20 protein-coding genes, 1 tRNA gene and 1 pseudogene are annotated in these 20,775 nt (G+C 36.0%); 13 read left to right on the forward strand and 9 right to left on the reverse strand.

From position 1 onward, the window contains the following. Positions 1-12: 12 nt before the first annotated feature. Complete coding sequence (gene plsY, locus HWX04_RS04840) at positions 13-645, forward strand: glycerol-3-phosphate 1-O-acyltransferase PlsY (protein WP_175869072.1); 633 nt, start codon at positions 13-15, stop codon at positions 643-645. Next, positions 602-1,834 (forward strand): DNA-processing protein DprA, encoded by a 1,233-nt coding sequence (gene dprA / locus HWX04_RS04845; protein WP_175869073.1) that lies wholly within the window; start codon positions 602-604, stop codon positions 1,832-1,834. Before plsY ends, dprA begins: the two co-directional genes overlap by 44 nt. Here dprA and HWX04_RS04850 read toward each other — a convergent pair. After that, a complete protein-coding gene (locus HWX04_RS04850; RefSeq protein ID WP_175869074.1) occupies positions 1,764-1,970 on the reverse strand; it encodes a hypothetical protein in 207 nt (68 codons plus the stop codon). The two genes, dprA and HWX04_RS04850, sit on opposite strands and share 71 nt — an antisense overlap. A 265-nt stretch (positions 1,971-2,235) precedes the next feature. Between HWX04_RS04850 and topA the strand changes: the two genes are divergently transcribed. From topA to HWX04_RS04885, 7 genes are all read left to right on the forward strand, one after another. Beyond that, the gene (gene topA / locus HWX04_RS04855) at positions 2,236-4,785 is read left to right on the forward strand and encodes a type I DNA topoisomerase (protein WP_175869075.1); all 2,550 of its coding nucleotides are present in this window, start codon (positions 2,236-2,238) and stop codon (positions 4,783-4,785) included. Between the two features lie 3 nt (positions 4,786-4,788). Beyond that, a complete protein-coding gene (rnr, locus tag HWX04_RS04860; protein WP_175869076.1) occupies positions 4,789-7,056 on the forward strand; it encodes a ribonuclease R in 2,268 nt (755 codons plus the stop codon). A gap of 275 nt (positions 7,057-7,331) precedes the next feature. Beyond that, a complete protein-coding gene (locus tag HWX04_RS04865) occupies positions 7,332-8,501 on the forward strand; it encodes an MFS transporter (RefSeq protein ID WP_175869077.1) in 1,170 nt (389 codons plus the stop codon). 104 nt (positions 8,502-8,605) lie between these two features. After that, the gene (gene rpmG, locus HWX04_RS04870; RefSeq protein ID WP_004864083.1) at positions 8,606-8,773 is read left to right on the forward strand and encodes a 50S ribosomal protein L33; all 168 of its coding nucleotides are present in this window, start codon (positions 8,606-8,608) and stop codon (positions 8,771-8,773) included. 337 nt (positions 8,774-9,110) lie between these two features. Beyond that, entirely contained in the window at positions 9,111-9,671 is a 561-nt protein-coding gene (locus tag HWX04_RS04875; RefSeq protein ID WP_175869078.1) for a thermonuclease family protein, read from the forward strand. Between the two features lie 28 nt (positions 9,672-9,699). Beyond that, positions 9,700-10,329 carry a uracil-DNA glycosylase family protein gene (locus tag HWX04_RS04880; protein WP_175869079.1) on the forward strand — a complete coding sequence of 210 codons (630 nt, stop codon included), beginning with the start codon at positions 9,700-9,702 and terminating at the stop codon, positions 10,327-10,329. 21 nt (positions 10,330-10,350) lie between these two features. Next, positions 10,351-10,842, forward strand: coding sequence for an Lrp/AsnC family transcriptional regulator (locus HWX04_RS04885; RefSeq protein WP_175869080.1), 492 nt, complete (start codon positions 10,351-10,353; stop codon positions 10,840-10,842). A gap of 31 nt (positions 10,843-10,873) precedes the next feature. On the opposite strand, the gene cobT is transcribed toward HWX04_RS04885, so the two are convergent. The 3 genes from cobT to glpD form a co-directional block, all read right to left on the reverse strand. Beyond that, positions 10,874-11,881 (reverse strand): nicotinate-nucleotide--dimethylbenzimidazole phosphoribosyltransferase, encoded by a 1,008-nt coding sequence (cobT, locus tag HWX04_RS04890; protein WP_175869081.1) that lies wholly within the window; start codon positions 11,879-11,881, stop codon positions 10,874-10,876. Positions 11,882-12,273: 392 nt separating this feature from the next. Then, on the reverse strand, positions 12,274-13,257 hold the full coding sequence (gene dusA / locus HWX04_RS04895) for a tRNA dihydrouridine(20/20a) synthase DusA (protein WP_175869082.1): 984 nt from the start codon (positions 13,255-13,257) through the stop codon (positions 12,274-12,276). A 686-nt stretch (positions 13,258-13,943) separates the two neighbouring features. Then, the gene (glpD, locus tag HWX04_RS04900; RefSeq protein ID WP_175869083.1) at positions 13,944-15,455 is read right to left on the reverse strand and encodes a glycerol-3-phosphate dehydrogenase; all 1,512 of its coding nucleotides are present in this window, start codon (positions 15,453-15,455) and stop codon (positions 13,944-13,946) included. 353 nt (positions 15,456-15,808) lie between these two features. On the opposite strand from glpD, the gene HWX04_RS04905 reads away from it, so the two are divergent. The 4 genes from HWX04_RS04905 (at position 15,809) to HWX04_RS04920 (ending at position 19,079) form a co-directional block, all read left to right on the forward strand. Beyond that, on the forward strand, positions 15,809-16,681 hold the full coding sequence (locus tag HWX04_RS04905; protein WP_175869084.1) for a DsbA family protein: 873 nt from the start codon (positions 15,809-15,811) through the stop codon (positions 16,679-16,681). Positions 16,682-16,929: 248 nt separating this feature from the next. After that, a complete protein-coding gene (gene accB, locus HWX04_RS04910) occupies positions 16,930-17,430 on the forward strand; it encodes an acetyl-CoA carboxylase biotin carboxyl carrier protein (RefSeq protein WP_175869085.1) in 501 nt (166 codons plus the stop codon). A 14-nt stretch (positions 17,431-17,444) separates the two neighbouring features. Continuing rightward, positions 17,445-18,803: an acetyl-CoA carboxylase biotin carboxylase subunit gene (gene accC, locus HWX04_RS04915; protein ID WP_175869086.1), complete on the forward strand. Its 1,359-nt coding sequence runs from the start codon at positions 17,445-17,447 to the stop codon at positions 18,801-18,803. A 200-nt stretch (positions 18,804-19,003) separates the two neighbouring features. Continuing rightward, positions 19,004-19,079: transfer RNA gene (locus tag HWX04_RS04920), tRNA-Thr, on the forward strand. Between the two features lie 100 nt (positions 19,080-19,179). Here the strand turns inward: HWX04_RS04920 and HWX04_RS04925 are convergent. The 5 genes and pseudogenes from HWX04_RS04925 to HWX04_RS04945 form a co-directional block, all read right to left on the reverse strand. Then, positions 19,180-19,548, reverse strand: a complete 369-nt coding sequence (locus HWX04_RS04925; RefSeq protein WP_175869087.1) for a helix-turn-helix domain-containing protein — start codon at positions 19,546-19,548, stop codon at positions 19,180-19,182. A 110-nt stretch (positions 19,549-19,658) separates the two neighbouring features. Next, positions 19,659-19,928: a type II toxin-antitoxin system RelE/ParE family toxin gene (locus HWX04_RS04930; protein WP_175869088.1), complete on the reverse strand. Its 270-nt coding sequence runs from the start codon at positions 19,926-19,928 to the stop codon at positions 19,659-19,661. A 2-nt stretch (positions 19,929-19,930) separates the two neighbouring features. Then, positions 19,931-20,176 carry a ribbon-helix-helix domain-containing protein gene (locus HWX04_RS04935; protein ID WP_175869089.1) on the reverse strand — a complete coding sequence of 82 codons (246 nt, stop codon included), beginning with the start codon at positions 20,174-20,176 and terminating at the stop codon, positions 19,931-19,933. A 106-nt stretch (positions 20,177-20,282) separates the two neighbouring features. Next, the gene (locus HWX04_RS04940) at positions 20,283-20,513 is read right to left on the reverse strand and encodes a hypothetical protein (protein WP_175869090.1); all 231 of its coding nucleotides are present in this window, start codon (positions 20,511-20,513) and stop codon (positions 20,283-20,285) included. Positions 20,514-20,554: 41 nt separating this feature from the next. Then, positions 20,555-20,775: pseudogene (locus HWX04_RS04945) on the reverse strand (lysozyme); the annotation flags it as partial.

A 20,775-nucleotide genomic window follows, 5' to 3' on the forward strand; every position in this document is an offset into this window, starting at 1 on the left:
CGAGATTCTTTAATGAATGAAGCAGAAATATTTTTTCGGTCCATTCCATGGTTTATTTTCCTTGTATCTTATCTCATGGGCTCGATCCCATTTGGACTTCTTTTTACGAAATTGGCCAAACTTAGCGATATAAGAACAATCGGTTCCGGCAATATTGGAGCAACAAATGTTTTACGAACAGGCAATAAAAAAGTTGCTGCTCTAACACTTCTTTGTGATATGTTGAAAGGAGCTATTGTTGTTTTCGTTATAAAGTTCTTTAGTGATCCGCTAAACAATAGTATCCTTGTTTCTATAGCGGGTTTTTTTGCTTTCTTAGGACATCTTTTTCCCGTATGGCTTAAATTTAAAGGAGGAAAAGGTGTTGCTACCTATCTAGGGGTTTGCTTAGGAGTCTATTGGCCTGCAGCAATTATTTTTATTACTGTATGGAGTGCGATTTTTTTCCTCATGCGTTATTCTTCACTATCTGCGCTTGTTGCAGTTACGATCACACCGATATTTGTTTTTTATTTTTCCAATTCTTATTTCTGTTATATGCTGATCGCAATGAGCGTATTTGTATTTATAAAACACTCTGCAAATATTAGTAGATTATTAATTGGGGAAGAAAATAAGATTGGTACGCAAAAAAGAGATCAATAAAGAAATCCTGCTTACTGATCGTCAACGTCTAAGCTGGTTACGGTTATTGCGCAGTGAAAATATTGGAGCCGTTAGTTTTCGCAATCTCATTGACCATTATAAAACAGCAGAAAATGCTCTAACAGCACTGCCAGAGCTTAGTAGAAAAGGAGGCGGTTCTGCATCTATTAAAATAGCAAGCTTAGAAGATGCAGAAAAAGAAATACAAGAAGCTGAAAGATTAGGTGTTCGGTTTATCGGTATGGGAGAACCAGATTATCCGGCTTTTCTGAAAGTTACAGAAGCCTCGCCGCCGCTTATTGCTATTAAAGGTAATGTTTCAATTTTTCAAAAAACATCTATTGGAATTATAGGCTCTCGAAATGCTTCAGCTGCTGGAAAAAAGCTTACGGCTCAATTTGCGCATTTTCTCGGAGAAGCAGATTTTGTAATAATTTCTGGGCTTGCTCGTGGAATTGATAGCATTGCACATCAAGCAAGTTTAAAAACAGGAACTGTTGCAGTTATGGCTGGCGGAATTGATCATATCTATCCTCCTGAAAATAAAAAGTTGTATGAAGATATTATAGCCAACGGTGGAGCCATCATCAGCGAAATGCCCATCTCTTGGAAGCCGCGTGCTATCGATTTTCCGAGAAGAAACCGTATTATTGCGGCTCTATCACTTGGTCTTTTGGTTGTGGAGGCTGCTCTGCGCTCAGGATCCTTAATTACCGCACGTCAAGCAGCTGAAATGGGACGACTCATTTTTGCCATTCCCGGTTCTCCACTTGATCCAAGATCTGTTGGTACAAACAATCTCATCAAGGACGGTGCTCTACTCACTACGCATCCTTCTGACATTATAGAAACACTTACGCCATTAATTTCACCGCCTCCAAATTCCCAACTCAATTTTTTTGAGGAACCATCCTCTTTACAACTTGAAAAGGAGAATTTTAATTCAGAAGACGAAAAAAATTATCATCCCTCTTTAACAGGTGATGATGCAGCACGTGCAGCAGTTCTCAGTGCTCTTTCAACAACGCCAATCGACATCGATACACTCAGTACCCACTCTGGTGTTTCACTCCCAAATCTCTACCTCTTATTGATAGAACTCGAGCTTGCTGGAAAGCTTATTCGACACTCTGGTGGTTATGTGTCATTGTCGAATCTTGATCTTCCCCAAGAACTTCAGCACTATTAATAATGCTTTGCCCTTCCTTGGCAACCATATCCAAAAGCAATGCTAAAAGCGGACTATGCGCCTGACGCGCCATCTGATTCATTTGCTTTGACATGTCTGTAATATATTGGATAACTTTCAAATGATTTATAAACATAATCCTCTATCCTTGAGCATTTCCCCTCCTACCTCTCAATAGACGTTATCTTAGTATTTCGCCGTACGTTTTTGTAATAACAGTAGAAAATAAATCGTGTAATTCTATATAGGGTGCGTTTTAATAATAACAATTACAAGTTGTACAATATTCATGTTTTTTATATGGCTAATATTTTTTTATGTGTTCTTAAGCAATTGCTATTAGCTATTCGCGTGAAAGGTGTTTATAAAAAAGTTTTTTATTTCAATATTCGGGTAAAATTATGAATATCGTTATCGTTGAATCTCCAGCAAAAGCAAAAACAATTAATAAATATCTTGGGTCTCAATACAAAGTTGTTGCATCATTTGGACATGTTCGTGATTTGCCTGCAAAAGATGGCTCTGTTTTACCGGATCAAGATTTTTCGATGAAATGGGATATAGATTCTACGGCTGCTAAACGTTTAAATGAAATAGCAAAAGCCGTTAAGGAAGCCGATAGCCTTATCTTAGCAACAGACCCTGATCGCGAAGGAGAAGCTATTTCATGGCATATTCTGGATGTTCTTCGTCAAAAAAAAGTTTTAAAAGATAAACCTATTAAGAGAGTTGTCTTTAATGCCATCACTAAAAAGTCTGTACTTGATGCTATGAACAATCCACGTGATATTGATATATCACTTGTCGATGCTTATCTTGCACGTCGTGCTCTCGATTATCTCGTTGGTTTTACACTTTCACCTGTTTTATGGCGTAAACTCCCTGGTGCACGCTCGGCTGGACGCGTTCAGTCGGTTGCTTTGCGTATTATTTGTGACCGTGAATCAGAAATAGAACATTTTATCAAAGAAGATTATTGGACCATTACAACACAATTAAAAACCATCCGAAATAATCATTTCCAAGCCAGATTGACAATGTTTAATCAAAGAAAGATTGGCAAACTTGATATTCAATCTCAAGAACAAGCCGATCAAATTCGTCTTATGTTGGAGAAGGCCCAATATCATACACTTAGTGTTGAAGCCAAACCTACAAAGAGAAATCCTTTTCCTCCTTTTACAACCTCTACACTACAACAAGCAGCTTCCTCAAAATTAGGCTTTTCAGCTTCTCGCACGATGCAAATTGCCCAAAAGCTTTATGAAGGAATTGAAATTAACGGTGAAATGGCAGGACTTATTACTTATATGCGTACCGATGGTGTGCAAATAGCGCCAGAAGCCATTGATGCTGCAAGAAAAGTAATTCATGAATCTTTTGGAAAGGACTATATTCCTGAAAAACCGCGTTTTTATTCAACAAAGGCAAAAAATGCACAGGAAGCGCATGAAGCAATCCGCCCAACAGATTTTCAACGGTCTCCCAACCAAGTTCGCAATTTTCTCGACAGTGATCAGGCAAAACTCTATGAGCTGATATGGAAGCGCGCTATTGCCAGCCAAATGTGCTCTGCTGAAATTGAACGTACAACCGTTGAAATTGAAGCCCAGCAGGGAGACAACCGTGCAAATTTACGAGCAACAGGATCTGTTGTTCATTTTGATGGATTTATTTCCGTTTATACGGATCAACGAGACGAAGAAAATGAAACAACACGTTTGCCGCAAATAAACACGGGTGAAGCACTTACAAAAGAAAAAGTTGAATCTGTTCAACACACTACAGAGCCCCCTTCCCGATATTCTGAAGCTTCATTAATTAAAAAGCTTGAAGAGTTAGGAATTGGTCGTCCTTCAACTTATGCCTCTACATTGGCGACATTGTGTGATCGTGGATATATTGTCATTGATAAGCGGAAACTCATTCCTGATGCTAAGGGACGTATTGTTACAGCTTTTCTTGAAAATTTCTTTAATCGCTATGTAGAATATGGTTTTACAGCAGATCTTGAAGAAAAGCTGGATCTTATCTCTGATGGCAAACTTTCTTGGAAAGATGTATTACGCGATTTTTGGGATGGATTTAATGCATCTATTAGCAATATCCAAGAACTTCGTATTGCCAATGTCCTTGATGCTTTAAATATAACATTAGCACCTCTCGCCTTTCCTGAACGCGAAGACGGAAGTGATATACGTTCCTGTCCTCTCTGTAAAAATGGCCAATTATCATTAAAACTTGGTCGTTATGGTGCTTTTGTTGGCTGTTCCAATTATCCTGAATGTAAATACACACGCCAACTTGGTACAGATACAGAAGAAGAGAATAAAGCTGTACACAATGACGAACCTGTTATACTTGGGATTGATCCTGAAACAGGAAAAGATATCTCTCTTCGTAATGGCCGTTTTGGTCCCTATATTCAACTAGGTGAAAGTAAAGAAGTCAAACGTGCAGGACTACCAAAAGAATGGCAGGCAGAAAATGTAACCCTTGAAAAAGCCTTGGCTTTACTCTCCCTTCCACGTGAAATTGGTATTCATCCTGAAACTGGCAAAATGATCACGGCGACAATTGGACGATATGGTCCCTACCTTAGTCATAATGGAAAATCTGCGCGCCTTTTTCATGCTGATGAAGTTTTTGATATTGGTATCAATCGTGCTGTTACAGTATTGGCAGAACAACAAGATAATAAAACCAAGCAAAGCAGAACAACATCTGCAGCATTGGCAACATTAGGGGAGCATCCCGAAGGAGGAACTGTTACTGTGCGCAATGGACGTTATGGTCCTTATGTCAATTGGGGTAAAATTAATGCAACATTGCCAAAAGATAAAGATCCCATTAGAGTAACACTTCCAGAGGCATTAGAACTTATATCGGCTAAAGCGTCGAGTAAAAAAACAATTTCTAAAAGAGCTTCTTCCAAAACAAAAGAGACATAAATTTTGGCTAAAAGTGAAAAAACCGTAAAATATCTCTCCTCAGACAAGGAGAAAAAATTGCCCAATAAGGAAGAAATACTTTCCTTTATCAATGAGAATCCTGATCAATCAAGTAAAAGAGAAATAGCCAAAGTTTTTAACTTAAAAGGGGCTTCTCGTATCTGGCTTAGAGATGTATTACGTGCATTAAAGGATGAAAATCTTATATCTAAACAACGAAAAAGAGCAATAAACAAAGGAAAACACCCCCCTGTTGCTTTAGTAAAAATTAGCGGTCGTGATAAAGAAGGCAGTCTTATTGCACAACCTCTCGAATGGGAAGACACTCCAAAACCCAATATTGAAATACACTCTTTTCATCACTTAAAGGGAGGGAGCATTGGCGTTAGAGATCATGTTCTTATAAAAGTTTTTCGAAATAAAAACTCTCAAAATCCCCCTTATATGGGAAAAATTATTCGTAAAATTGATGTATCCCCAAAGAGCATATTTGGTGTTGTACGAAAGCTAGAAAATAATCAATGGCACCTCGATCCTATAGACCGCAAAACTACTGAGCTCATCGTGGAATTGTCTCCAGAAATGAAGATTGAAGCGGGTGATCTCGTTGAAGTTGAAATAAAAAAAAATACGGGTTATGGACTAAAAAGTGCGCAAATAAAAAATGTTTTAGGACATATTAAGAGTGAGAAAACACTTTCAATGATTGCTCTTCTTTCGAAGGGAATTCCTTATATTTTTCCTGAAAGCGTTCTTGAGCAAGTTAAACACATCAAAGCAGCCAATATGGATAATCGCGAAGATTGGCGACAATTACCATTTATTACGATTGATCCACCAGATGCAAAAGATCATGATGATGCCGTCTATGCAAGCAAGGATACGGACCCAACAAATAATGGTGGTTGGATTGTTATTGTGGCCATTGCAGATGTTTCTTATTATATCAAAACAGGAAGTGCTTTAGATAAAGAAGCATTAAAACGCGGAAATTCTGTTTATTTTCCTGATACCGTCGTACCAATGCTGCCTGAACGCCTTTCTCATGATTTATGTTCTCTGCGTGAAGGAAAAGAAAGACCAGCTTTAGCCGTTCGTATGATTTTTGATGCAAATGGGAATAAACAAAAACATAGTTTTCATCGTATTATGATGCGTGTAAGAGCTAAACTCTCCTATCAAGAAATGCAATTAGCAATTGAGGAAAATATAAATAAAAAAACTGCGTCTCTACTTGAGAATATCTTACACCCCTTATGGGAAGCCTATACATGCCTTAAGATCGCGCGGAAACGTCGACAACCACTCGAATTAGAAATAGCAGAAAAAAAGATTATTCTTGATCAAAATGGATGCATCCAAGATGTTGTGAGTGAAGAACATTTAGAAGCCCATCGTTTGATTGAAGAGTTTATGATACAAGCAAATATTGCGGCTTCTGAAACATTAAAAAAATATCATCAACCCCTCATCTATCGTATTCATGACAAACCCTCTCTTGCCAAACAAGAAATATTGCGGAATTTCCTTCAAAGTTTAGGGATATCTCTCTCCAAAAGTGCTCAATTAACATCAGCACGCCTTAATAGAATTTTAGAAAAGGTTGCTCATACCGAACAACAAGAGCTGGTCAATCAAGTTATTTTGCGTTCACAATCACAAGCAGAATACAATCCTAAAAATAGTGGCCATTTTGGTTTGAACTTGCAGAACTATACACATTTCACATCACCAATTCGCCGTTATGCTGATCTCATTATTCATCGAGCACTCATTAAAGCTCTCAAACTAGGAAATGATCAATTAACTGACACACAAGAACAAAATCTTGCAGAAATTGCTACGCAAATTTCTTTATACGAGCGTCGTGCAATGATCGCTGAAAGAGAAACGATTGATCGGCTGGTTGCGCACTATTTAACCAATAAAATTGGCCGTGTTTTTACAGGACGCATTTCTGGAGTTACAAAAGCAGGTCTTTTTATCTCACTTGATAAACTCAATACAGATGGTTTTGTCCATATTTCTACACTTAAAAATGATTATTATCATTTTGATGAAATGCAACATGTTCTTATAGGACAACATAGCCATAAAGGCTATCAGCTTAGTGATATTGTAGAAGTAAAACTCATAACTGTACAGCCTTTTGCTGGTTCTTTAAGCTTTGAGCTCTTAACAGAGCCTCGTCCAATCAAATTTTCATCGACATCCTACCATAAAAACAAATCAAAAAAACAAAAGCGTAATTTTTATGGAAGAAGAAAATAATAAGCTTTTATCCCCTCTTCAATAGTTAATAATAATGATTTAAACTAAGAAATTATCTATAATATTGAGTATCTATATTATTTTATGTATACAATATGCTTTCTTTAGCATATAAGAGCATATGTTTTTTATATCTATAATAACCTTATAAAAGTCTTACAGAATTTTTTATACTTAATGAAATGAGAAAATCTGTAAAAGGTATTTTAATCTTTCTTTCATTTTAGCTCACCTTTTTATTGTTTGATTAAACAAAAGCATCTTAAGCCATTATTATGAAGAAAAATTTTAACTCTCAAAATAATTCTTTGCGTGCAATTATTGCCGCTATTGCAACCATAGGTATCGTGGGAACAGCATTGGCAATGGGAACACAACTTGTCTCTCTTCTTATGGCAGAGAAAGGGCTTTCCAACAGTACGATCGGCTATAGTGGAACAGTTGGTGGAATCGCCACAATTATTGCAGCTATTTTTACGTCTCGAATTGCCTTATGTTTAGGCATCTCTCAAACAATATTGCTTATGATAGCGATAGGATCTTTAAGTTTTTTAGGATTCTATTTTTTTGAATCTATAGGGGTTTGGTTTATTTTAAGGTTTATATTACATTTTACTATGACTGTTATGTTTATCCTGTCAGAGTTTTGGATCAACAGTTATGCTCCCCCCAAAAAACGCGGTTTGATCTTGTCCATTTATGCTATTGCCTTAGGATTAGGGTTTGTGATAGGTCCAACGCTCCTGACAAAAGTGGGGACACAAGGATTTATTCCTTTTGGCGTTGGCTATAGCCTTATTATACTTGCGACTATTCCAATTCTTACAGCTTGGAAATTAAGTCCAGAATTTCAAAAAAATCAATATACGCCATTTTTTCGTTATCTTTTTCACGTTCCAAGCGCGATGATGGCGGTCCTTGTCTACGGGGCCATTCAAATGGGCGTATTAACGCTTATAATACCCTTTAGTTTATCCATTGGTTATAATGAGAATGAAGCAGCACACTTTGTGACAACCCTTGCGCTCGGGAATGTTTTCCTTTTAATGCCTATCAGCATGTTAAGCGACTATGCCAAAGATCGACGCTATCCGTTGATAGGTTGTGCTGTTTTAGGTTTTGTGGGAACTTTTATAGTACCATGGATTATTCAATATCGATGGATTCTGAAGCTTGATCTGTTTCTTTTGGGTGGTGTATCAGCGAGCCTTTATACAATTGGTCTTGCACATCTAGGAGCACGTTTTACGGGGCAAGAACTTGCTGCTGCTAATTCTGCTTTTATTTTTTGCTATGGAATTGGTATGCTCATCGGACCAACCTTTATCGGAAAATCTATGGATATCTTTAATCCCTTTGGTTTTTCAATAGCCATGGCTGTTTTTTTTGGATTATATGTCATTTTGTTATTTATCCAGCTTATGAGAAAATTAATCAGCTCTTGACTTTTTTGAGAACATCCGTACTGTTGCCGGAAAATCTGATAATGTCAGAAATAAGTTTTGACAGCGATAGTATTTTTTTTCAGTATAAATAAGGTTTTTACATTATGGCTAAAGCAGCAACCATTAAGATCAAGCTTTTATCAACTGCAGATACTGGTTTTTTCTATGTAACAAAGAAAAACAGCCGTACAATGACAGATAAAATGAGCAAACGTAAATATGATCCAGTTGTGAAAAAGCACGTTGAATTTAAAGAAACAAAAATTAAATAAAGAAGCCAATCATTATTGATAGGTTTTATACTCCAAAAGAAATGTGGGGTTAGTGCTCTTCAAAGTTATTTTGGTAGGGGTGTTTTTTATTTCTTAAAAAGTTTACTTTAGAACTGTATAATTTAAATTTGTATGTTCTATACAGATTTAGCTGGGTTGATTTATTGTTCAAGTTGCTTACATATTATATTCTATGCGTATTTGATTTTTGTGATATCTAATGGAATTTTATCATTAAAACAGAATGTTGTTTCATCGTATGAATAAAATTTTTGAAAAAATTATAAGCAATACTCAATAGAGTGCGTTATAATGACACCAGAAGTTTCTTTATTTCATGAAAAAATTTCTTTCTCATTTTAATCTAAGAAGCTTAAAAGACATTATCGGTTTTAGTATTTTTATCACCGCTAGCATTTTTATCATTAGAGCAACTTATTTTAAGCAAACTCAACCGTTGCCTCAAAAAGAAAAAATTTCTTCTCAAAATTCTGTTGAAGGAAAGGCACTCATCATTGATGGCGATTCTATTGTGATTTCTTCTATTAAGATTCGACTGCTTGGAATTGATGCTCCTGAACTCCACCAATTTTGTGGAAAAAAAGATGCACGATACCCTTGTGGGCGTGAGGCAAAAAAATATTTAGAACAACTACTAGAAAATCAAATTGTTACATGTCACTGGCATAAAACAGATAAATATCGCCGTATCCTTGCAACATGTCAAACGAAACAAGTTAGCAATATCAATGCAACGCTTGTACAGAATGGTTGGGCTGTAAGCTATTATGATTACCCCAAAGAAGAGCAAGAAGCCAGAAGGAAAAAAAGGGGAATATGGGCAACAAATTTTCAACGACCGAAAGAATGGCGTAAAGCAAATCCTCGCACAGAATAAAAAAAATATTTTTAAATTTTATTGGCCAATGAAACAATGTAGCCCATTTATCAAACTTGAAAAAGAAATCTATTCCTGTCGGGTTTGTATCCAACAGCCACATTATTTTCCTCCTCTTCCTCATGAGCCAAATCCCGTCGTTTATTTATCCCATACGGCTTCGATTGCAATTGCAGGACAAGCACCAGGATTGCGTGTTCATGAAACATCTATCCCTTTTAATGATCGCTCTGGCGAAAGATTACGTGATTGGCTTAATGTCACAAAAGAAGAATTTTATAATAGGTCTCTCTTTGCAATTGTTCCTATGGGATTTTGTTTTCCAGGTTATGACAAAAATAAAGCTGATTTGCCCCCAAGACGTGAATGTAGAGAAATATGGCATGAAAAGATATTTCAAGCGATGCCTCAAATAAAGCTTGTTCTTGCTATTGGCAGTTATGCGCAAAAGTGGCATATTACAGAATTAAAACATAAAACCGTTTCAGCAACCGTTCGTGATTGGAGAAATATCCTTTCCATCTCTCAACCTCGAGGATATAATGTTATGCCTTTACCTCATCCATCATGGCGAAATACTTCTTGGTTACAGAAAAATCCATGGTTTAACGATGAGCTTATTATATATCTGCGTCTTTTAGTGCGTAAATTTTTATAAATTAAAATATTGAGAAAAAATATGGATCGTCTTGACCGAAAAATTTTACATCTTTTACAAGAAAATGCGACACTTTCTGTCGCTGATATTGCTAAAAAAGTGGGACTTTCGACCACTCCTTGCTGGCGTAGAATCCAAAAACTTGAAGAAGATGGGGTTATTCAACGTCGCGTGGCTGTTCTTTCTCCAGAAAAAGTAAATGCACACGTTACTGTTTTTGTTTCTATTCGTACAAGCACCCATAGTCATGAATGGTTTAAACGTTTTTCAAAAATTGTGCAAGAATTCCGTGAAGTTATTGAATTTTATCGAATGAGTGGAGACATTGACTATTTACTGCGTGTTGTTGTTCCCGATATTGAAGCTTATGATCTTTTTTATAAAAAATTAATTTCTAAAATTGATATCCGTGATGTTTCATCTTCTTTTGCTATGGAACAGATTAAATACACGACAGAACTTCCACTTAATTATATTAAATTACACGAAAAGACGAATGAACAAAATTCTTAAGAATTTTGTTATATCCTTCTCATCATTCTTTTTAGGTATTCAAACTTTCTTGTTCCAAAACCGCCATTTGCGCATGTGTTAAAACAGCAGCTTTGACAATACCAGCAGCCATAGCGGCTCCTGCCCCTTCACCAAGGCACATTTCCAAATCCAGAAGTGGTTCTTTGCCAATTTTTTTTAAGAGTTTACAATGAGCTTTTTCAAAAGAAACATGTCCAACAAGGGTATGTTCAAGAGCTCTTGGATGCATTTTATAAAGGATAGCAGCAGCTGCTGTTGCTACAAAACCATCTAAAATAACGGGTATTTTTTCCATTCTTGCTGCTAAAATAGCCCCAACCATAGCAGCAATTTCACGTCCTCCTAAGCGACGCATTATCTCAAAAGGATCATTAAAATTCTCCTTATGCAAAGCGACGGCTGTCTTAACCGCTGCTATTTTACGCTGATAAAAATCACTTTCCGATCCCATACCATTTTCTGTCCACTCTTCAACTTCTCCTCCAAATAATGCGAAACATAAAGCTGAAGCTATTGTTGTGTTTCCAATCCCCATTTCACCGATACATAAAAGATCTGTCCCCCCAGCAATAGATTCCATGCCAAATGCCATTGTAGCAGCTGCACTCCGCTCGTCCATTGCGGCATCCTTTGTAATATTCATTGTTGGATATTCCAGTGCTAAATCAAATATTTTTAATCCAAGATCATAAGCTATACAAATTTGGTTGATAGCAGCACCACCAGATGCAAAATTTTGAACCATCTTTTGTGTCATCGATTGTGGAAATGGTGTAATTTTCTCTTCTACGATACCATGGTTTCCAGAAAAAATAGCAACCAAAGGTCGCGTTACGATAGGTTTTTCTGTACCTCTCCACCCTGCATACCAAACAGCAATATCTCCCAGTTTTCCTAATGATCCTCGCGCTTTTGTTAAGTTTTCTTGCCGTTTTTTAGCTAAAATTATAGAAAACTCATCAGCAACAGGTAAATTTGTAAGCAAAGCACGAAAATCATCAAATGGACTAACGGTCATGAGAGTACCTTTTAGAATCTACAATGTTTAATGAAAATCACATCATATCGATAGGGTATGAATAATTTATTGCTTTTTTAAACAGTGTTTTAAAAATGTTAAATATTGTAAAAGCGAAGATTTTTATATTCTATTTTCTATCCCAATAAAAAACATGCAATATTCAAAATATCATCAATATCTTATAACTTATCTTTACAGCAAATCTTTAACATATTTCTCTATCTAATAGGCGTCATCAGAATACCGTTTAATATATAAATTCTAACATTCTTTTCATAATAAAAGTTATAAACTTTCAAAAATTATAAAATTGAAGTAAAAAAAATCATTGCGAAAAAATCAAATTGCATAAATGATCTAACTTTTAACATATATTAATTGTCTCGCTGTTATCCAATGAGAGCGGAAAAAGCTTCTTTCAAAATATATATGTCTGCATTTGGTTTTGTTGCCTCAGTTGATAATATTTGCCGCCATCGACGTACCCCGTCCCGCCCATGAAATAAACCAATCATATGACGCGTCACATGAGAAAGTCTCCCTCCCAAGGCAATATGTCGATCCGCATAATCACACATGGTTTCAATAAGATCACTCTCACTCAAATTATTTTGCGGCTCACCATAGAATTCAAAATCAATATGTTTTAACAAAATTGGATCATGATAAACTTGACGACCCACCATGGTGGAATCACAGAAAATCAAGTGCTCTTTGATCTCATCAATTGATTTAATTCCACCATTTATTCCGATGAATTGATGAGGATATTTACGTTTTAATTTATAAACTCTTTCATAATTAAGAGGTGGAATATTGCGATTTTCTTTCGGACTCAATCCTTTTAGCCACGCTTTACGTGCATGGACCCAAAGGGCATCACACCCTGCATTCCAAACTTTATTCGCTAAAAGATCTAAAGCTAATTCTTCATCCTGTTCGTCGACCCCAAGTCGACATTTAACCGTTACAGGTATCGTAACTGCTTTTTTCATTGCTTCCACAGCATTTGCCACAATATCAGGATGTAACATCAAACAAGCCCCAAATACACCTGCTTGAACACGATTTGATGGACAACCAACATTGAGGTTTATCTCGTTATAACCAAAATCTTCAGCAATCCGTGCAGCCTCTGCCAACTTTTTCGGATCGGCTCCCCCTAATTGTAATGCAACTGGACATTCTTTATGGCTAAAAGCCAATAATTGTTCACGAACACCATGAATGACAGCATCTGCTACCATCATTTCCGTATAAAGGAGTGCTTTTTTTGTTAAAAGACGATAAAAAAACCTGCAATGTCGGTCTGTCCAATCCAACATTGGTGCTACTGCAAATTTTACAGACGATGGAAGATTATAAAATATCATGAGGGCACTGCTTTTATATCCCCATAGCTCTCTCTATTATACAAAGAAAAATACTTACCTTTTAGTTTACAGAAAGCTTTGTTCTCTAAGACCATTATGAGCATATGAGCAGCCTCTTCATTCAATTGATATAAAGGTTGACGATAATCAAGCATAGTAAATCACAACTTTCATAGAGCAACGCTAAAGTATATAAACATGAAAAAGAAGATCTTCATCTGTAATGTAAAAAATTCATTTACAAGTTTTTTGATGCCATTAGCCTTTTATCTTCTATGGGTTTTACCATAGAGTTTAAAATAATAAACTAAAACATTACACAATTTGCTATGATAGGCTTAGTTTTCCTTAGCCTTTTTCAATTCATTGTGAAACAAACGCGACAGAAAGTTCTTTTATTTCTTCTCCAATAAAAAACAAAGATTTCTTATTCCATACGAATCCGATTATAAATTATTTTGCTCAAGACGTTTTTCTTGATGATATTTTTATTGGATTTTCCTTCATAGGATAGACAAATTTTATTCTAAATATTCCCATCCGATTTTGCCATTTTATAGTTTTTGTAAAAAACTAAATTGAGCATATAGACAATCATTGTCTTTTTAACATGTCGGGCCTGTATCAATATCTCCTGAAGAAAAATATATTACAACATTGCAGATAAAATCTGTAAAGCTAAACGACTATAAACATTTTTTAATTTCTTTTTGGCTTTGCATATAGGAAGAAAGAGTATCAACCTCTTGCTCATTAAAGAAAAGGCCAAGCTTTGAACGACGCCATAACACATCTTCACATGTTTTAGCCCATTCCTTTTCCATCAACCATTTTACTTCTACTTCATAAAGCCCATGTCCAAAATCTTTTCCTCTATCCGCCTTACTATCTAATATCACCAATGCTTCCGTACCATAGGAACGTGCAAGTCTGCGATGTGTAAAAGCATCTAAATCTGGCGTCAAAAGAGCAATTTTATTTTCGATTGTATCTAATTGGTTATAAGGAAAATCACCACCCGGAAGTACTGCATGAGCCGTCCATGATGTTCCCTTTTTACCAAGCGCTTTTTCAACAAATTTCATCGCATTTTCAGCCAATTTACGATAAGTTGTAATTTTTCCACCATAAAGATTAAGAATCTTTGGTGTACTTCCTGTTCCCATTTCTTTTAAAACATAATCGCGCGTAATTTCTTGTGCTTTTGAAGATCCATCATCATAGAGTGGGCGCACTCCAGAGTAAGACCAAACAATCGTTTTAGGCAACACTGGTTGTACGAAATACTCACTGGCTGCTGCGCAAATATAATCAATCTCTGTATCCGTAATATGAACGTTGGCCGGATCTCCCTGATAATTACAATCTGTTGTTCCAAGCAAGGTAAAATCTTCTTGATACGGAAGAGCAAATATAATACGCCCATCACCATTTTGAAAAATATAAGCACGATCATGCGTATAAAGCTTGGGAACCAAAATATGAGAACCTCTAACAAGCCGTACTGGTGGATGTTCTTTACAATCTAATACGTTTGTCAAAATATGATCAATCCACGGCCCTGTCATATTCGCGACATAAGAGGCTGTGACAGTGTATTCTTTACCACTTAACTTGTCTTGTAGAACAATACGCCATTTTTTGTCTTCTTTTTTTAAAAAGAGAACTTCTGTCCGTACTTTTATATCAGCTCCCCACTTTTCTGCATCACGCGCATTGGCAATGACTAAACGGGCATCATCGACTCTTGCATCAGAATATTCAAAACCTCTTTGATATTCCTTCTTCAGTGTAGAGCAAAAGTTTTTTGAAAAATTAATCGTTTTACTGCGCCACAATTTCTGATTCCATTTCCCTAAATAATCATAAATAAAAAGCCCAAAACGCAACATCCAAGTAGGGCGCAATTTTTTATGATAAGGAAGAAGAAAACGCAAAGGACGTACAATATGTGGAGCCATACGTAAAATGATTTCACGTTCTTTTAACGCTTCACGAACGAGTTTGAACTCATAGTGTTCAAGATAACGAAGACCACCATGAATAAGCTTTGTTGATGCACTTGATGTTCCCGATGCAAGATCATGCATTTCAGCTAATCCCACTTGAAAACCGCGTCCAGCTGCATCTCTTGCCAATCCACATCCATTTATTCCTCCCCCAATGATAAATAGCTCATAATGCGTTGTGGTTTTCATAATTTTACTTTTCACTGGTTAATTTTGTTTCATACTACTCAATAAAGTAACAGTAAAAAATCAATACAAGTGCGCTTCATTGTATTATCAACCTGCTTTTTTCCACAATAAATACGCATAAAAAGCTTTTTCCCCCCTTTATATCAAAACAATATTTGACAAATTAAAGAGAGTTTTTTTCTCCTCCAGAGAACATAATCTTTGCAAATGTGCATCATATAAAGTTTTTTAGAAAAAAATTGATGTTTTTTCTCATTCGTGAATAAACACTATAGCTAATGCTTTATTGCATATAGATAACGCTTTTCATATAGTTCACTCAATAACACAATAGAAAATATGAAGGGATACAGATGATTCATCAACCTCAAAACTCAAAAGGAATACTTTTTTCAAAAATTTTAGCCCCCGTTATGTTGAGTATTTTAATTTTTTTCCCTTCTTTATCAAATGCAACATCACTTCCCAAAACAGCAAATCATTTAAACTTAGAAAACCTTAAAATACAACTTCTGGAAGATTCTAACTTTTTATCGAAGCTTAAAGAAAAAGTTACACCCCATATTGATTCTTATCATATTCAACAAATTGTGAGAGAGTATCTTCTTACTCATCCAGAAATTATGATTGAAATGCAGCTTATCCTTCAAGACAAGCTAGAAAAACAGAATGAATACGAAAGCCAAAGACAAACCTCTACCATCCATTTATTAGAAAAAGAGATTTTCCACTCTCCTCATGACGCTGTTTTAGGCAATCCAAATGGTAAAAAAGTACTTGTTGATTTTTTTGATTACAACTGTCAGCATTGTAAAAATTCCTATTCAAATATAGAAGGCTTGATAAAAGAGTACCCAGATCTACGGGTTATTATTAAGGATTTGCCAATTTTAGGGCCTGATTCTATAGCGGTCCATACGGTTGTCTATGCATTTCGAAAACAATTTCCAGAAAAATATCCACAGATTCACAAAGCGCTTTTAATGCATCAAGGGCGTGTGAATGAAGCTAAAGCTATAAAAATAGCTGTTTCATTAGGAGCAGATGAAAAAAAACTCCATAATGCAATAAAAGATCATAATCTGCAAAATACCTTTAAAGAAAATATTCAAATTGCCTCTAAACTTCATATTACAGGAACACCTTCTTACATTATCGGTGATAAAATACTCATCGGTGCCGCCAGCCAAGATATTCTAAAACAAGCGATAGACAATATACAATGAATAGCTTTTTTATACCTAATCTGTTTTAGAAAGAATACTGTAAATGAGGTGATTTTATGCTTTCTCTTTTTTGACAACAGGCTTATAAATGCAATTTTACGTAAAGCAGATACGAGTTTAAAATTGCAAAGTATAATGACTTAAATAAATATCTTTAAAGCCTTAAAAGATATCATCCCTAATCTAGAGATGTCCGGTCATAAAATGAGATAATGACGATCTTCATTGATCAAGGAGTTAGAAATAAAATGGCAACAAAAAAAATAGATTCGGCAAAATATACCGCAATTGATACGAAAATTATTCGCGATCTTGCTGAAATTTTGAATGATACAAATTTAACGAATATTGAAGTTGAACAAGGAGAGCTTCGTATTTGTGTTTCACGCCAAAATACCTCAACTTCTTCCGAACAAGTAATTTATTCACCTGTTGCTACTCCTAGTTTTTCTGCAACATCTTCTCCAGTCTCCACAACAGAATCTCCCATACAACCTCCCCAAGAAGATAAATCAAAAAATACAATAACCTCTCCAATGGTTGGAACAGCTTATCTTGCCCCTTCACCAGGTGCTCAACCATTTGTAGAAGTGGGACAAAATGTTTCTGAAGAAGAGACATTGCTGATCATAGAAGCCATGAAAACGATGAATCAAATTTCATCACCACGCTCAGGCAAAGTAACTACTGTTCTTGTCAAAGATGGCCAACCTGTTGAGTTTGGTGAACCACTTATTATTGTTGAATAAAACGAGGGGAAACCATGATTCGAAAAATCCTCATTGCTAATCGGGGAGAAATTGCTCTTCGCGTTCTACGTGCATGTAAAGAACTTGGCATAAAAACCGTAGCTGTTCACTCTACCGCTGATGCAGATGCAATGCATGTTCGTCTTGCTGACGAAAGTGTCTGTATTGGCCCTCCTCCTGCTCGCGATTCTTATTTGAGTATTCAGCAAATTATTGCTGCTTGTGAAATTACAGGAGCTGATGCAGTTCATCCAGGTTATGGTTTTCTTTCTGAAAACGCAAAGTTTGCAGATGTTCTTGAAGCCCATGATATTACATTCATCGGTCCAACAGCTGCTCATATTCGAATGATGGGCGATAAAATTGAAGCTAAAAAAACTGCCAAAAAACTTGGTATTCCTGTCGTTCCTGGTTCAAATGGGGCTGTCACAGAAGAAGCAGATGCTCTACGCACTGCTCGTGAAATTGGTTATCCCGTTATTATCAAAGCTTCTGCTGGTGGTGGTGGGCGTGGTATGAAAGTCGTTCATTCTGAACAAGAATTTTCTATAGCTCTCAAAACAACACGTTCAGAAGCAAAAGCAGCTTTTGGTGATGACGCTGTTTATATAGAGAAATATTTAGAAAAACCCCGTCATATTGAAATTCAAGTCATAGGAGATGGTGCAGGAAATGCTATTCATTTAGGAGAACGCGATTGTTCAATTCAACGACGACATCAAAAAGTATGGGAAGAAGCGACATCACCTGCACTGAATGAAACTGAACGCAAAAAAATTGGTAGTATTGTTGCAAATGCCTGTGCTCAACTTGGATACCGTGGAGCTGGTACTATTGAATTTCTTTATGAAAATGGTGAGTTCTATTTCATTGAAATGAATACGCGGTTACAAGTCGAACATCCTGTAACTGAAGCAATTACAGGTATAGATTTAGTTCATGAACAAATTCATATTGCATCAGGCTGCAAGCTTTCAGTGACACAAGATGATGTTTGTTTTTCCGGTCACGCCATTGAATGCCGTATTAATGCAGAAGATCCTATTAGCTTTACACCATCACCGGGAACCATTACACATTTTCATACTCCTGGAGGTTTAGGAATTCGTGTTGATTCTGGTGCTTATTCAGGTTATCGGATTCCTTCCTATTATGATAGCATGATTGGAAAGCTAATTGTTCACGGACGTACTCGTTTAGAATGTATGATGCGTTTACGGCGTGCTTTAGATGAGTTTGTCGTCGATGGGATAAAAACGACACTTCCTCTCTTTCGTGATCTCATTAATAATCAAGATATTGAAGACGGTAACTATAATATTCACTGGCTAGAGAAGTACCTTTCTCAGCAACCAACTTCTTCAGACCTCTAATTCAAGAACGAAAGTATTAAATTATTATTAGATTCTATGAGATATCAACATAAGGAATAATTTCAACAAGGCTGTAAACATTGTTAAAAAAATAAGCTGATTATTTTTTATTTGTTATATAATTTTTTTTAAATATGTACAAAAATTGATAATTTTCTATTTTCCTTTTTGTGAGTTTGTGCTAATCCCTACTTGATCATGCCCTTATAGCTCAGTTGGTAGAGCACCTGATTTGTAATCAGGGGGTCGGGAGTTCGAGTCTCTCTGGGGGCACCATACGCTTTTGCCTCTTATATAACTTACTGATTTCACGTATGTTTTAATGGGTTAGGGACGCGTTAATAAACGTAGGGGAATAGGATTTTGCAACTTTCCTCTATAGGGCGCCTGCTTTTTTATCAAATTTCTCTAACAATTTTTTAAATCTTGTTAAGTCCTGTGGTGAAAAATTCTCTAAATTTCTAACAAACATACCAACAATTTCACCTCTACATGTATCAGAAGGTTTTATTGTAAAACTCCTTCGACATGTATAGGCTTCTTTTCTTAAAAGTAATGCTTCCTTTTGATCTAAATCATATAATTGTATGATCTTTTCTTCCATACCAACCGGTACAGATTTCTTGCCAATCTCCACTGAAGATAAAAATGATACGGATACATCTAATTTCTTAGCCATATCTAAGAGACGTTCTGAGTGATCAACGCGAAGTTTACGTAAGATTTTACCAAAAGATGTAAGCATATAAAAAGTCCTGTTAGAGAAGAAATATTCCTTCTGATTCTAACAAATCTTTTCAAAACTTTCTTCAATTATTGCGAATCAAAACTTCTTTGAGAATTCAGAATCGACGCCTACCTAAATAAATCTGAATGCGTACCCGTTCTATCAAAATGAACTCGCTCTTCGTCAACTATATAAATTAATAACCAATCTGCCTCTATATGAAGATCTCGACGAGGCTTCCAATTTCCTTGTAATGCGTGGTCATTTAAAATAGCGGGCAATGGCTGCTTATGAATTAGAAGTTGCATAACTTCTGTAAGCTTTCGCATATCTTTTCCACGTTTTTTTACCCGCTTTACGTCCTTTTTAAATTTTCCTGAATAACTCACTGAACGCATAATTAGATATCCAGTTGCTTCATTAAATCAGCAATATTCTTGGCATAAAAAATATCTTCATTCCTGTCGGTTTTATGAAAAGTCTCGAGCGTTTCATCATTAGGCATTTTATTATTTTCAACGTAAATACGAATAAGATCACGTAAAATTTGAGATGCAGGGCGGTGTTTTCTTTCAGCGATAGCCATAAACGCGCTTTTTAGATTTATATCTACTTTAGCTGCTATAAGTTCACTTTTTACACTCATAATATTTCCTCTTTAAAAACCTTAGAAGTTATACACTATTTAACTTAGTTAAATATAATTTAACCTATGGTGAATATCAATCTCTTTTCTTTTAAAGAAGAAATTTTTAACTCTTGGTTATCCATTTTTTTAAGTGTGAGAAGCTATTTCCTAGCGCGTCCATGAAACGGGAAAAATCCATGACAAATATAAAAACAATGAAGGCTAACCACTTCATGATGCGTGACATCATCTTTAAGCCTTGATACGTTTCTATCATCTCATGAAGAAGCTGTTGTTCTGTTTCTGTGAGATCTCGTTCCTTCTTACTTTCCTTGCACCTCATTTTGCCAACCACATAAGCGTGCTCCCTGTTGTTAAGTCTTTTGAAGCAAAGCATCACAAGCGCTGTTCCTTAAACCGCTTGGCGACAATCACTAGTCCTGTACACGCGGCTAAAACCATAATCCCTGCTAATGCCCATTGAATCGGTCCATTGCCGACCAAAAAACCGCCAAATCCAGAACAAGACCCGATAATCGGCGCTAACGCCTCTATCTTTAAAAGACCCGTTGCCTCCTTCGTTTCTACCCGTTGATAATTTGAAGCAATGTAAGACC

Origin of the sequence: Bartonella gabonensis (assembly GCF_903679515.1) — a bacterium.
Classification (GTDB): Bacteria; Pseudomonadota; Alphaproteobacteria; order Rhizobiales; family Rhizobiaceae; genus Bartonella; species Bartonella gabonensis.

Excerpts from the sequence above, each read along its gene's own strand:
- plsY (WP_175869072.1), top strand. The coding sequence starts at position 13 with ATGAATGAAGCAGAAATATTTTTTCGGTCCATTCCATGGTTTATTTTC.
- HWX04_RS04850 (WP_175869074.1), bottom strand. The coding sequence starts at position 1,970 with ATGTTTATAAATCATTTGAAAGTTATCCAATATATTACAGACATGTCA.
- topA (WP_175869075.1), top strand. The coding sequence starts at position 2,236 with ATGAATATCGTTATCGTTGAATCTCCAGCAAAAGCAAAAACAATTAAT.
- HWX04_RS04865 (WP_175869077.1), top strand. The coding sequence starts at position 7,332 with ATGAAGAAAAATTTTAACTCTCAAAATAATTCTTTGCGTGCAATTATT.
- rpmG (WP_004864083.1), top strand. The coding sequence starts at position 8,606 with ATGGCTAAAGCAGCAACCATTAAGATCAAGCTTTTATCAACTGCAGAT.
- HWX04_RS04875 (WP_175869078.1), top strand. The coding sequence starts at position 9,111 with ATGAAAAAATTTCTTTCTCATTTTAATCTAAGAAGCTTAAAAGACATT.
- HWX04_RS04880 (WP_175869079.1), top strand. The coding sequence starts at position 9,700 with ATGAAACAATGTAGCCCATTTATCAAACTTGAAAAAGAAATCTATTCC.
- HWX04_RS04885 (WP_175869080.1), top strand. The coding sequence starts at position 10,351 with ATGGATCGTCTTGACCGAAAAATTTTACATCTTTTACAAGAAAATGCG.
- cobT (WP_175869081.1), bottom strand. The coding sequence starts at position 11,881 with ATGACCGTTAGTCCATTTGATGATTTTCGTGCTTTGCTTACAAATTTA.
- dusA (WP_175869082.1), bottom strand. The coding sequence starts at position 13,257 with ATGATATTTTATAATCTTCCATCGTCTGTAAAATTTGCAGTAGCACCA.
- glpD (WP_175869083.1), bottom strand. The coding sequence starts at position 15,455 with ATGAAAACCACAACGCATTATGAGCTATTTATCATTGGGGGAGGAATA.
- HWX04_RS04905 (WP_175869084.1), top strand. The coding sequence starts at position 15,809 with ATGATTCATCAACCTCAAAACTCAAAAGGAATACTTTTTTCAAAAATT.
- accB (WP_175869085.1), top strand. The coding sequence starts at position 16,930 with ATGGCAACAAAAAAAATAGATTCGGCAAAATATACCGCAATTGATACG.
- accC (WP_175869086.1), top strand. The coding sequence starts at position 17,445 with ATGATTCGAAAAATCCTCATTGCTAATCGGGGAGAAATTGCTCTTCGC.
- HWX04_RS04925 (WP_175869087.1), bottom strand. The coding sequence starts at position 19,548 with ATGCTTACATCTTTTGGTAAAATCTTACGTAAACTTCGCGTTGATCAC.
- HWX04_RS04930 (WP_175869088.1), bottom strand. The coding sequence starts at position 19,928 with ATGCGTTCAGTGAGTTATTCAGGAAAATTTAAAAAGGACGTAAAGCGG.
- HWX04_RS04935 (WP_175869089.1), bottom strand. The coding sequence starts at position 20,176 with ATGAGTGTAAAAAGTGAACTTATAGCAGCTAAAGTAGATATAAATCTA.